Here is a 12800-nt window from a genome sequence, read left to right as displayed (position 1 = left end):
ATTTAAAAAATATGAGCTTTGAATGCTTCTAAGCCATCCAAAACCCATAGATTTTAACTAATTATTGCCTCTTTTAGTAAAATAATCGTTTAAAGCATCAGCAATAATTTGGTTCATTGGTCTTCCCTCTTGTTTAGCAGCATCTTTTAAGCGAGGGAAAAGCTCATCTGGTACACTAACTCGTTGTTGGTTTTTGCGGAATTTGCGTTTTTTGCTAGTATCTGTTTCCATATAACTTCCTAAGGTGTAGTTTGCAGAAAATTGGCGTAGGGCATCAAACCCAACGCGGTCACAAAAGATACCAAAACTTTCTTCTGGTTGGCGATTTTGTTTAAAATAGACAAAAATTGGCTCAAAGAAGGTTTCTAGATCTTCTACAGGCATTTTATCGGTATAGGGTTTAGCTAATCGAGTTTGATCGGGCGTTCCTCCTAACCAGATTTGATAGGTTTCAGGTACAATACCCACAAAGCCTAATTCTGCCATATAAGGACGAGCGCAACCATTGGGGCAACCAGTCATACGAACTACAAAGTTTTCCTCTGCCATTCCTAAATGATCCAATAAAGTACGCAGACGAGCGATAACTCCAGGTAGGGCGCGTTCTGATTCCGTAATTGCTAAACCGCAAGTAGGGAAGGCAGGACAAGCCATAGAATAACGGATTAAAGGATCAATTGCCTCTGGATTGAGTTCGATTCCTCGTTTGGTCAGAATTTTTGCGATGCTCTGCTTTTGGGTAGGTTCAATATCATAGAGAATGATATTATGATTGGCAGTTAAACGCATCGGTAGATGAAATTGTTCGATAATCTCCCGTAGGGCTGTTTTTAGCTGAAATTTGCCTTCATTTTTGACTCTACCGTTTTCTACAGAAATACCTAAAAAGAGTTTGCCGTCTCCTTGTTCATGCCAACCTAAGAAATCTTGATATTTCCACTTTGGTAAATCTTTAAACGGTGCAATTGACTTACCAAAATATTCTTCTACTTTGGCTTTAAATTTATCTACACCCCAATCTTCGAGTAGATACTTCATTCTAGCGTGACGACGGTCAGAGCGATCGCCATAATCTCTTTGAGTTGCGACAATGGCTTTCATCAAGTCGTAAACATCTTCTTTGGCGACATAACCAATCGGATCCGCTATGCGAGGAAAGGTATCTTCTTTTTTGTGAGTTCTACCTAAACCGCCACCAGCCAGAATATTAAACCCTTCTAATTTACCTTTTTTGTTGGTAATGACTACCAAACTGACATCGTGGGTATAGACATCAATGGAGTTGTCTCCTGGCACGGTAACACTACATTTAAATTTCCGAGGCATATAGTGTTTACCGTAAATTGGTTCTTCACAGTCATGAAAAATCGTGCCATTACCATTGCGTTGTCTAGCTGCTTTGACTTCTTCAGCTTCTTCAGCACTAATAACTTTTTCTCCATCAAGCCAAATTTCATAATAGGCACCGGTTTGAGGAGTTAGTAAGTCAGCAATTTTATTGGCATATTCCCAAGCATACTGATATTCAGGCTTATTTTTAAAGGGCGCAGGAGGTGCCATAACGTTACGGTTGAGATCTCCACAAGCACCTAAAGTCGACCCCATACTACGAACAATCTCACTAATCGTTGTTTTGAGATTTTTTTTGAGAATGCCGTGAATTTGAAAACCTTGGCGGGTAGTAACTCGAAGGGTATGATTGCCGTATTCTTCAGAAAGTCGCTCCAAAGTTAAATACAATTCTGCTGGAATAAACCCTCCAGGAGAACGTGTACGCAGCATCATTTGATAATCTTTTTCTTGACCTTTGACTCGATTATCACGATTATCTTGTTGATAAGAGCCATGAAATTTTAAGAGTTGAATAGCATTTTCACTAAAGTGAGTAGTATCTTCTAATAATTCGGTAGCTAGAGGTTCTCGTAAAAAATTGCTTTTTTCTTTCAATCCTTCTAGCTTGGACAATTTTTTGTCGGGAGAAATTGGAGTTTGTACCATTCTTCTTTGATTGGATTCTCGTCAGTAAACTTTTTGGGGATGGTGATAAATTGGCCAGAAAACTTATTCTCGATCTTATCGTTAACAATCCCTATAGCGATCGCACTTCAGGTAGAATTTCTATCTTCTCATTTTTAGTAACAACAGACACGTTTTTTTTGGTTCTACTGCTCAGTTGTCAATAATTTAGGAAACTACCGTATAGCTTCATCAATAACAGTTTAATTAAAGATTTGTTATCTTTCTTTATATAAATATGCATGACTTAAATTAACTAGATTATGTCGAGAAAAATTGTTTTTGGATTAATTTGGCTAACTTTTGTGAGTTATGCCTTTTTGTTTGCTCCTGCTACTCAACCGAATACTTTTGATTTGATTGTTAATCTTTCTACGGGTAATTGGGATAACATCAATCCTTTAGTGATCGCTTTGTTTAATCTCATGGGAGTTTTACCAGGGATTTATGCTTGTTTTTTGTTTATTGATGGCGATGGACAAAAAATTAAAGCTGCACCTTTTGCAATCGCTTCTTTGGGAGTAGGTGCTTTTGCTTTACTTCCTTATTTAGCTTTGCGCCAATCTAATCCTACTTGGCAGGGAGATAAAAATCTTTTCATCAAAATTGTTGATGCTCGTCTAACTGGAATTATTTTAATTATAGCTGCGATCGTGCTACTGAGTTTTGGTTTAATTTATGGCAATTGGTCAGATTTTATTTACCAGTGGCAAACTAGTAAATTTATTCATGTGATGAGTTTGGATTTTTGTTTATTAGTATTGTTATTGCCTACTTTAGTTAAAGACGATCTCAGTAGAAGAAATATTAATTATAATTGGTTGTTTTGGCTCATAGCTGTAGTTCCTTTGTTTGGGACTTTAATTTATCTATGTTTGCGTCCATCTCTACCAGAAAATAGCTATAAATTACAAGAAAGTAATAGTTAAATTGATTAACAGTTAGTAATTACTAATTATGAGGGATGAATAATCAACCTCACCGAAGGTGCGCGTAGCGACCAACAATCAACCATTAACAATTAACTAAATTATGGATTTTCCCAACCCAACCCAAATAAAAGCAGTAAAAACTTATATTAAACAAACCTGGAAAACTTTAACTCGTTCTCAAAAAGATCTTTTAGTAGCAGCAAAAGACCCGAAAATCGATCATGATGGAAATCGACCTTGGTTAGTTTATGTTTCACCTCAAGAAGATCTTGAGCGCATCAAAACATCTTTACAACAAATACTATCTAGAGAAGAATTAGCTAAACTCGAACTACGGATTTTACCAGCCGAACCAGAAGCAGTTACAGAACACGGTTTACTCTATCTGCCCCATCCTTATGTCGTTCCTGGCGGACGGTTTAATGAAATGTATGGTTGGGATAGCTACTTTATTATTTTAGGGCTGCTGCAAGACAAAGAAATCGAATTAGCCAAAAGTATGGTGGAACAGTTAGCTTATGAAATCGAGCATTACGGAACCATTCTCAATGCTAATCGTACCTATTTATTAACGCGATCGCAACCACCAATTTTTACTCGTGCCATTCTAAAAGTTTATGAATACACTCAAGACCGACAATGGTTACAGTCGATGTTACCAACCATCGAAAGTTATTATTATTACTGGAATGTACCGCCCCATCTTAACCCCACTACAGGATTATCCCATTATGCAGCTTTAGGCAAAGGTCCCGCCCCAGAAGTTGTGATGTCAGAATTAGACGAACAGGGAAGAACTCATTACGACCGCGTTAAAGAATATTATCGTCAGTTTAAATTCGATGATTATGATGTCAACTTGTATTATAATCGTGATACTGATGAATTAACTGAATTATTTTATCAAGGCGATCGCTCAATGCGAGAATCTGGATTTGATATTAGCAATCGCTTTGGACCTTTTAGTATAGATATCATTCACTACGCACCAGTTTGTCTCAACGTCTTGCTTTATCAAATGGAAGCAGATACTGCCAGAATTAACGATATTTTAGGGTATTCAGGGGCAGCAACTCAATGGCGCGATCGTGCTTCTTTACGTCAGAAGCGAATTAATCAATTTTTATGGGATCAAGAAGCTGGACTTTATTTTGACTACAATTTCCGTACAGGCAAACGAAGACAATACGAATACGCTACTACCTTTTATCCACTGTGGGCAGGGATAGCTTCTGCCGAACAAGCACAACGAGTCTGGCAAAATTTAGATAAATTTGAAGAAGCAGGAGGAATTCTTACCAGTACTCATGTCAGTGGAAATCAATGGGATGCGCCTTTTGGTTGGGCTCCATTAAATTTGATCGCTGTAGAAGGGTTGCTGCGCTACGGTTATGAAGAAGAGGCTAAACGCATTGCGCGCAAGTTTTTAACTATGACAGTTCAGGAATTTACAAAATATGGAACTTTAGTTGAAAAATACGACGTTTGTGAATGTTCTTCTAATGTTTCTGATGAAATCTTTTTTGGTTATAGTTCTAATGAAATTGGTTTTGGTTGGACAAATGGAGTAGTTTTAGAGTTGTTGAAAATTTTAGATTTGTAGAGCTACATCAAGAGTTAAATTTTTACTGGTATGTTAAATGAATTAGATGAAATAACAAAAGAAATTTATGATAGATATAAATCTGCACTTCAATATCTTGGTGTAGACTTTTTCCATGAAGATGTCCAAGAGGCAATAATTAATTGTTCTTATGGTCTAGAATCAGCTTTTCAAGCAGTAATTTCTTATTGCAAATATAAACAACAAAAACAAGAACAATTTTTCCTAACTCCACTTTAATTAAAGCTCTTAATAATCAGTGGAAACCCTTTGATTGGAAAGATGAATATTTAGATGATCCTCGCTTTAAAAATCCTTGTTTAATTTGGTGGGAAGAAGCAGGAAAAATTTTGGGAATAGATTTAAGAAATCAGTTAATTGCTGATGTTAGTCAAACTGATTCTGGTGATGAATATATTTTGTTAAAGACTGGAGAAAAATTTTCCTTAAAAATAGCCAAATTAAGAGGCTGAGATTGGTTGGTTGATTATACTAACTCTTAAATTTGTATTGATTAAAGTTTTGATTGTGTATTTAAATATTTTCTCAATACACAATTCTGATTGAAATTAACATATTTAACTATAACTTAAAGCTCACAATTGATCTTGAAAAATAGTCAAGATTAACAACGTAATATAGCAGATTCCTAAACTGATTTACTAGAGAAAAAGACTTTTATAGAATTAAAATTTTAATAAAATTACAAGTTTGACAGTCTGTCTTTTGACGGTGAGATTGAGTATCAGGTAAATTTTGCTACAGATAAAATGACAAGCAAAATAAAGCAAGATTTATGAACAAGATACTGTTACTTATTACTGCCTCTGTTAGTTTATTACTTACCAGTCATAGTAATCGTCTACTAGCCCATGAGCAAGAGAATCAAAATTATGCTCAAGAACAAATGCATCATGAAATGGTTAATATTCCTGATAATCAACCCATTCCTGGGGTAGATTTAATTGTGCATGAAGATGCTAAACAGGGATGGAATTTAGAAATTAAAACAACTAATTTTCAATTTGCGCCTCAGAAAATTAATCAAGAAGGTACACTTGATGAAGGACACGCTCATTTATATGTTAATGGAGAAAAAATTACTCGGATTTATGACAATTGGTATTATTTATCAGAACTAAAACCTGGAATGAATGAAATTAAAATTCAACTAAATACTAATAAACATGAAATATTAATGCACAACAAACAACCTATTGAAGATGTAGAAACCATCGAAGTAAAATAAATATTAATTAAACTATAAAAATTATCAAATGTGGTAAATCAGACTAAACAATTATATTTTATTGCTTTACTACCTCCAGCAGAAATACAAACAGTAGTTACAGAAATTAAACAACATTTTGCTAAGATTTATAATAGTAAAGCTGCTTTAAAATCTCCACCTCATGTAACTTTGCAGGCACCTTTTCACCTGGAAAAAGATAACTTACCAGTTTTAGAAAAAAAATTAGCAGAATTTGTTAAATCGGAATCGACTATGCCTATGATTTTGGATGGTTTTAGCGCGTTTCGTCCACGAGTTATTTATGTAAATGTGCTGAAAACTCCAGAATTATTAACAATTCAAACTAAGTTAACAAATCATTTAGAATCTACTTTGGGCATTGTACATCGGGCTGCTAAAAGTCGTCCTTTTGCTCCTCACATGACGGTTGGATTTAAAGATTTAACTAAAACTAATTTCTATCAAGCTTGGGAAGAATTTAAGGATCAAAAAATTTATTTTGAATTTACTGTATCTAACTTAACTCTTCTTACCCATAATGGTAGCTGTTGGGAAATATATCGAGAGTTTTTGTTAGCGGGGTGATTTAGTTTTAAAATTGCTCAATAATGGGACAAATAACTCCTTCAGTAACTTCGTGAGGTAAATTTTCAGTATTTTTTATTAACGAGATTAATTGAGCTTTTAATAACTGTAACTCTTGAATTCGTTGTTCGATTTGATTAACTTTATTTTGAAGTTGCTGTTTAACTTGATCGCAAGGAAGAGAACCGCGATCGCGTATAGTTAAAATATCACTAATTTCTTGTAAACTTAAACCCAAACTTTGAGCGCGTTTGATCAAAGCTAGACGGTGAATTGTCTCAACATTAAATAATCTAAATCCACCTTCGGTTCTAGTTACTGCCTTGATTAAACCTAGTTGTTCATAATAACGAATAGTTTTAATCGAAACTCCAGTACGATTTTGTAACTCACCAATTTTTAGCAACTCTACGGCTTCTTGAGTTAGGTTAGACATTTTGACATTTCATAAAGTACATATAAGTGACTGTAGTATAGCTGTTTAGTATTTTGTATAAATAAATACTTATTAAACTTAATTTTAATCATTGTAGGGCTGAGGATTCAGGATTTCTAAATCTCCTGGTGATACTAACTTAACTCCGCTGGTAGGATACAAATTTTGTGAATCTAGGATCTCAGCAATAACTCCTGAACCATGACTACCTAATTGATAGCCCCCAAACACTGCATATTCACCAGTACTTTTGATTCTGAGAATTAATTTGTAAGTTTTTCCTGATTGAGAAACAACTTTATATTCTTCTCCTAGCATTTTTTTCTCCAGATTTTTGAGTAAATTCAATTCTTTCTCATTTTGATTCTTTAAGAATTTTGGCAGCCAATATAAAGCGTTCTTGACCTGCCGTGGCTGATGTACAATTTTATCTTCAAGAATATTGATGACAGAGCGAAATCCAAGACGAGGAATAAGATACTTAAGCCATATTTCAATCTCGCTTGCATTAGCAGTTGCTAAACCTTGTTCCAACAAATTTTTTAAGTATTTTTTACTTTTAAAAGTCGAACTCGCAACTTTCAAAGCCTTGAGAAGGTCTTGCTTTAGCAAAGCACAAACTTCATTAAACTTAGCCTCTTCTGATGTGTTAATCAGATTTTGAAAATTATTTTTGTTAAATTCTAAATCACTATTCATGATATTTCTCTTGATTTATTGATGAGGAGAAACACCTATACTGATCAAACTGTCAAACTGACCAGATTGAAATAGATTTTCAGGTAGACCAGCCATACTTTTAAATTTTGCAGGAGGACGATAGTGACCAGATTCATTAGTCCACTTACGAAGAATTCCACGGTTTGTACGACCCGAAAAATAGAGTCTTCCTGCATAGTCAACTTCTCTCCCCATCGCTAGATCAATATGACTAATCAGGCTATTTCCTACTTTAGCATTAGCCCTACGGATAAAGATAATTCCTTCTTGAGCAACAAAATTATAAATACCTGAAGCAGTACGTTTTTATAAGTTAGGCAGAATTTCTCTCCACTTCCCACTATCATAAATCAGTTTTGAACGATTAATCCTTTTTGGTAAGTCTTTCGGGAATAAATTAGGAAATTTTGGTGGAAGGTTGACAGATTTACTATGAGCTAGTTCTTCTCTATCGAACATCTAATCTCAACCTTATTTTAGGTTCTTAATTATGCAATAGATAGAATAGCAAGTAATTAAAACTCGGTATATATAAAAATAGGAGATAAGAGCTTGAATACTAACTCATCCAACAGTTGGCAGCCATTACTTGGTGGAATTATTGTTGCTTTAATTGTTTTGATTGCCTTTAATTCTTTTGTAATTATAAATCCAGGTCAAGCAGGAGTTCTTAGGATTTTAGGCAAAGCTCAAAATGGAGCGTTATTGGAAGGACTTCATGTCAAACCTCCTTTAGTTTCTAACGTGGATATCTATGACGTAACTGTGCAAAAATTTGAAGTTCCTGCGGAAAGTTCTACAAAAGATTTACAAGATTTGAAAGCTAGATTTGCGATTAACTTTCGTCTCGATCCGATGAGAATTGTAGAAATTAGAAGAAAACAAGGCACGCTACAAAATATTGTTGCTAAAATTATTGCTCCCCAAACTCAAGAATCTTTTAAAATCGCAGCAGCACGAAGAACAGTAGAAGAAGCTATTACCCAAAGAAGTGAACTAAAAGAAGATTTTGATAATGCGCTTGGTTCTCGTTTGGAAAAATACGGCATCATTGTTCTCGATACAAGTGTTGTGGATTTAACTTTTTCTACTGAATTTGCTAAGGCAGTCGAAGAAAAACAGATAGCTGAACAAAAAGCGAGAAGGGCTGTTTATGTGGCAAAAGAAGCCGAACAACAAGCTCAAGCAGAAATCAATCGTGCCAAAGGGAAAGCTGAAGCCCAAAGACTTTTAGCTGAAACTCTCAAAGCTCAAGGAGGACAATTAGTTTTGCAAAAAGAAGCGATTGAAGCTTGGCGACAAGGAGGAGCGCAAATGCCGAAAGTTCTAGTAATGGATAGTGATTCTAAAAGTAACGTTCCTTTTTTGTTTAATTTAGGACAAGTAGAATAAAGTTAATCTCTGAAGCAAGATCAAGCCGTTCTCAATTGGATCAGGCGTGGTAATACTAATGGATTAATTAATTTTAAATACTTAATATCTCTGCATCTAAGTTGATCTGAAAATGCAATGGAATAATTAATTAAACTAAAAAGGAAGCGTGCCGAACTGACATTCGCAAAACTTCCTCAAGTAAAAAAAACCTAGATTAATTATAACTAATGAGTAACATACAGATAGAGTCAGACCTCAAAGAAATTCTCAACAAATTAGATGGAAAACTAGATAATCTCCAAAAAGATGTTACTGATATAAATCTAAGGCTGACTAAAGTAGAAACGAAACTTGACGGCACTGTTGAAGATATTAAAGAAATCAAAGGCTCACAAAAAGCGCAAATCTGGACGTTAATCGGTATCTTGTTTACTGCCGTCGGTGGTTTGATCGTCGCTATCGGGCGGTCTGTACTTTCTAATCCTTAATTTTCTTACAACTGGGGATTAATTTTTTTAGCCCATCCATACAACAGAAGTGTCAGGTTTGTTGAGCGATGACAACTAATATTAATTAGCTACATTTTATGCTGTGACTACTTTTAAGCTCTCTTGTTACCCCGTGAGCCTGTTTGTGTTTGACCTCGTACATTGCGATCGTGAATGAGATGGTTAATAGTTTCGTTGTTCATTTTTAACTCCTAAAAAAACGATTGAGTCTTTGTACTGTTTATTTAATAATTTGGAGCGATCGCAACTTATTACTCAGGTCTTCTTTTGAGGATAAAACTCCCTATACTTTGTGTTCTGGGTTTTTAAAATCACTCTTACAACCTGCATCCCAAACTTCAGGTTGGTTTCCGTGAGCGGGAATTCCGCCATTATCTTTCAACATTCTTGCCAAATGCATACAGTTCCAAGCTAAGAAAGTTGTATTTCTGTTGGTAAAATCGTTTTCAGGGCCACCAGAACCAGGATCTAGATAAGAAGGACCAGGACCGACTTCTCCTAGCCATCCTGCATCAGCTTGTGGTGGAATTGTATAACCAATATGAGAAAGAGAAAATAAAATATTCATAGCACAATGTTTAATACCATCTTCGTTACCAGTGATTAAGGTTGCACCGACTTTGCCATAATCTCGATATTGTCCTTTTTCGTTTAAAACATGAGTGTAACCGTACATTCTTTCTAAAACTCGATTACAAACAGAACTTTTTTCTCCAAGCCAAACTGAGGTACACAATACCAAAATATCAGTTTCATCAATTTCTTTTTGAATTATGGGCCAATCGTCTCGATTCCATTCATCTGTTTGGGACATATCTAGCCCAAGTCCTGCTGGTATTTCGCAATCTACAGGTCGCATGACTTTAGTTTGAACTCCATTGGCTTCAAATATATTTTTAGCAATATCAATTACACCCTCAGTATGAGATAAAATAGGAGTTCTATTCAGAGTGCAGTTCAAAAAAAGAACCTTGAGATCGTCATATTTTGCTGGTGCATTTTGACACTGATTTTCAGTTATTTGTTTTAGCTGTTTTGACATTGTTGTCCAAATTTTTTGAGTGTAAAAATAATTTAATACTTCTCAGATTCAATACTTAGTTTGCAGACACGCCCTCGCGTGTGAGCCTGACTCAACTGATGAATTACAGAGTTTTTTCACAAGTTAGAAATGCGGCAGATTACTGATTATTTCTGCTGAAGAAAGTCCAGCAACGCGGGGTTGACCCGATCGGCATGAGTCCAATTGATAGCGTGCGGACCACCTGGAATGACAACAAGTTGACTGTTTTTAATCAGCTTCGGAAGTCTTGCTGCGGTGGACTCAAGTGGCAAAATGCGATCGGCATCACCATGAATGATCAGGGTTGGGACATCAATGCGGGGCAAATCATCGCGGAAATCGGTGAGCCAGGAGGGTACACAATCCAACGTTCCCTTAGCAGAAGCTCCTGCTGCCACATTCCAACTGGCTTGAATGGCATAGTTGCTGATGCGTTCGCCCAGCAGCACATCCACATTGAAGAATTCTCTGAAAAATGCAGAAAAGTAGGCTGGACGGTCTTCGACGATCGCTTTCATAATGCCATCGAAAACGCTTTGGTCAACGCCTTCGGGATTATCATCTGTCTTCAGTAAGAAGGGGGGTACTGGAGCTATCAGTACGGCTTTCTGCACGCGCTCTGAGCCATACTTGCCGAGATAGCGCGTGACTTCGCCCGTTCCCATTGAAAACCCGACCAGCACAGCATCATGCAAGTCAAGTTCAGTCATCAGCACTTTCAAATCTGCTGCAAAGGTATCGTAGTCATAGCCAAATGAGGGTTGGCTAGAAGCACCAAATCCTCGGCGATCGTAGGTAATTACTCGATACCCCGCATTTAGCAGTACTAAAACCTGCTTTTCCCAGGAATGCCCATTGAGTGGAAATCCATGAATGAGAACAATCGGTTGACCTGTTCCAAGATCTTCGTAGTAGAGATCAATGGTTGCAGAATTTTCTTGACCGACAGTAACGTAAGACATTGCAATCTCCTCTGAATGCTGCTGAATGCTGCATCGGATTCTCGTTTGATTTAACTTAATTGTAATGATTTCTGATGCTCGGTTTCTTTCAGATTCTTATAATGATTTATCAGAACCACTCAATGTATAGTGGTTCTCTCTTGTCCCGCAAGTCAGCACCATTTAGTAAGGTAGTTACTGTTCAGTCGCAAATGCAGTCATCACAATCCCGTAGCTTGCCAAAAAAAATCTCTGCTTCTCAACCAACTGTGGCTTATATCGTGGAGCATACTCTTGGTTGTAAATGGATGCTGGAAGTTTTACGCTTAATTCGTCAAGGTATCAACCGCTCAGGAGCAATGACTCGTGCAACTGAGGGATTGATAACTAAGGTTTTGAATGAGCGATTAGTAGATCTCGTCAACTTTGGTATTGTCGAGAAAGTTGCTTATCCTGAAATTCCGCCCCGCGTGGAGTATAATTTGACTGTCTTTGGCTCTCGGTTCATTGAAATTCTGGATATTATTGATGATTTAGAAGAATATTGCCAAAGTCGCCTCTAGAGCATGGTAGTGTATCAACGCTCTTGCTACACTACCCTTGTAACAACATAGTCACTTTAAGACCTCTAAAAATTGGTAATTTTTATTTCGCAACAAGTCTAATACATTAAAAAATCTTCAAAATTAATCTTGAATGTATTCTTCTCCAGAAATGAGAGCGTATTCTGCCCGCATAAATTCTCGTCCTAGATAAGCTGCATGATCTAGCATTGTGATGGGACAAGATTTGTCATCTTCAATGATTTTGACACAAAGTTCTTTGGCTGTTCTAGCAGTAAAAATAGTTTCTGAGGTTCGATTAACTTTACCTCTAGCAGCAATTACTTTACCTGTTTCGGGGTCTACGGCTAAACCTTTTTCGTTAATAATATTGGTAAAGTGTTTGGCACAAATTAAGCCTTGTTCTCGGTCTAGATAAATAATATAGTAGCCTCCTGGATCGAGGTCGATATGACGTTTGGATAATTGATCGTCGATCGCTTTAAAATCTGTAACAGTTTGTTTCATAATCTTGTAATATTTTCTTTTTTATCTTTCAAGTTTTTTATTGTAGCAATCCTTGTTTCTATAGCTCAAAGAGAGTGCATTTTAATCAAACTAATTTTTGTAAATCAAGTTGAGTCTTATTTGGAATCACAATCCAATCTTTAAGCTCAAAAAAATTTTTTGATTGGTGTAGTTTGGTTAAATACTATAAAATTACAATTTAATTAAATATATTTGAACTACTTGAGTGATTCAAACGGCAGCAAAACATTATTGTTGTTTTAAATCAAACTCTTTAGTTTTACTTCTTAAATACTCTA

Annotated in this window: 16 protein-coding genes; 9 read left to right on the top strand and 7 right to left on the bottom strand. The window is 36.0% G+C overall.

Annotated elements, in window-relative coordinates; genetic code table 11:
* Positions 1-57 precede the first annotated feature (57 nt).
* On the bottom strand, positions 58-1998 hold the full coding sequence (gene sir, locus STA7437_RS14750) for a sulfite reductase, ferredoxin dependent (RefSeq protein ID WP_015194190.1): 1941 nt from the start codon (positions 1996-1998) through the stop codon (positions 58-60).
* Between the two features lie 281 nt (positions 1999-2279).
* Between sir and STA7437_RS14745 the strand changes: the two genes are divergently transcribed.
* From STA7437_RS14745 to STA7437_RS14725, 6 genes are all read left to right on the top strand, one after another.
* Positions 2280-2945, top strand: a complete 666-nt coding sequence (locus tag STA7437_RS14745) for a hypothetical protein (protein WP_015194189.1) — start codon at positions 2280-2282, stop codon at positions 2943-2945.
* A 103-nt stretch (positions 2946-3048) separates the two neighbouring features.
* A complete protein-coding gene (locus tag STA7437_RS14740; protein ID WP_015194188.1) occupies positions 3049-4551 on the top strand; it encodes a trehalase family glycosidase in 1503 nt (500 codons plus the stop codon).
* A 30-nt stretch (positions 4552-4581) separates the two neighbouring features.
* Positions 4582-4791, top strand: a complete 210-nt coding sequence (locus tag STA7437_RS25880) for a hypothetical protein (RefSeq protein WP_083856863.1) — start codon at positions 4582-4584, stop codon at positions 4789-4791.
* A gap of 110 nt (positions 4792-4901) precedes the next feature.
* Complete coding sequence (locus STA7437_RS27435) at positions 4902-5024, top strand: hypothetical protein (protein ID WP_281169217.1); 123 nt, start codon at positions 4902-4904, stop codon at positions 5022-5024.
* A 323-nt stretch (positions 5025-5347) separates the two neighbouring features.
* Positions 5348-5800: a hypothetical protein gene (locus STA7437_RS14730; RefSeq protein WP_015194187.1), complete on the top strand. Its 453-nt coding sequence runs from the start codon at positions 5348-5350 to the stop codon at positions 5798-5800.
* A 30-nt stretch (positions 5801-5830) separates the two neighbouring features.
* Positions 5831-6388 carry a 2'-5' RNA ligase family protein gene (locus STA7437_RS14725; protein ID WP_015194186.1) on the top strand — a complete coding sequence of 186 codons (558 nt, stop codon included), beginning with the start codon at positions 5831-5833 and terminating at the stop codon, positions 6386-6388.
* Between the two features lie 7 nt (positions 6389-6395).
* Here STA7437_RS14725 and STA7437_RS14720 read toward each other — a convergent pair whose 3' ends face one another.
* The 3 genes from STA7437_RS14720 to STA7437_RS14710 form a co-directional block, all read right to left on the bottom strand.
* Entirely contained in the window at positions 6396-6824 is a 429-nt protein-coding gene (locus STA7437_RS14720; RefSeq protein WP_015194185.1) for a heavy metal-responsive transcriptional regulator, read from the bottom strand.
* Positions 6825-6908: 84 nt separating this feature from the next.
* Positions 6909-7523 (bottom strand): hypothetical protein, encoded by a 615-nt coding sequence (locus tag STA7437_RS14715; protein WP_015194184.1) that lies wholly within the window; start codon positions 7521-7523, stop codon positions 6909-6911.
* A gap of 15 nt (positions 7524-7538) precedes the next feature.
* Positions 7539-7739: a hypothetical protein gene (locus STA7437_RS14710; protein WP_015194183.1), complete on the bottom strand. Its 201-nt coding sequence runs from the start codon at positions 7737-7739 to the stop codon at positions 7539-7541.
* Positions 7740-8096: 357 nt separating this feature from the next.
* Between STA7437_RS14710 and STA7437_RS14705 the strand changes: the two genes are divergently transcribed.
* A complete protein-coding gene (locus tag STA7437_RS14705) occupies positions 8097-8936 on the top strand; it encodes a prohibitin family protein (RefSeq protein WP_015194182.1) in 840 nt (279 codons plus the stop codon).
* Between the two features lie 209 nt (positions 8937-9145).
* Positions 9146-9406 (top strand): hemolysin XhlA family protein, encoded by a 261-nt coding sequence (locus STA7437_RS14700; protein WP_015194181.1) that lies wholly within the window; start codon positions 9146-9148, stop codon positions 9404-9406.
* 304 nt (positions 9407-9710) lie between these two features.
* Here the strand turns inward: STA7437_RS14700 and STA7437_RS14695 are convergent, their stop codons facing one another.
* Positions 9711-10469, bottom strand: a complete 759-nt coding sequence (locus tag STA7437_RS14695; RefSeq protein WP_015194180.1) for a flavodoxin family protein — start codon at positions 10467-10469, stop codon at positions 9711-9713.
* Between the two features lie 146 nt (positions 10470-10615).
* Positions 10616-11452 (bottom strand): alpha/beta fold hydrolase, encoded by an 837-nt coding sequence (locus STA7437_RS14690; RefSeq protein WP_015194179.1) that lies wholly within the window; start codon positions 11450-11452, stop codon positions 10616-10618.
* A 191-nt stretch (positions 11453-11643) separates the two neighbouring features.
* On the opposite strand from STA7437_RS14690, the gene STA7437_RS14685 reads away from it, so the two are divergent.
* Complete coding sequence (locus STA7437_RS14685) at positions 11644-11994, top strand: winged helix-turn-helix transcriptional regulator (protein WP_041620053.1); 351 nt, start codon at positions 11644-11646, stop codon at positions 11992-11994.
* A 123-nt stretch (positions 11995-12117) separates the two neighbouring features.
* Here the strand turns inward: STA7437_RS14685 and STA7437_RS14680 are convergent, their stop codons facing one another.
* Positions 12118-12501 (bottom strand): DUF4346 domain-containing protein, encoded by a 384-nt coding sequence (locus tag STA7437_RS14680; protein ID WP_015194177.1) that lies wholly within the window; start codon positions 12499-12501, stop codon positions 12118-12120.
* Positions 12502-12800 lie beyond the last annotated feature (299 nt).

This window comes from Stanieria cyanosphaera PCC 7437 (assembly GCF_000317575.1).
In the GTDB taxonomy this organism is placed as follows: domain Bacteria; phylum Cyanobacteriota; class Cyanobacteriia; order Cyanobacteriales; family Xenococcaceae; genus Stanieria; species Stanieria cyanosphaera.
Note: the sequence above shows the minus strand (reverse complement) of the source record. Positions and strands in the feature narration are given on the sequence as shown.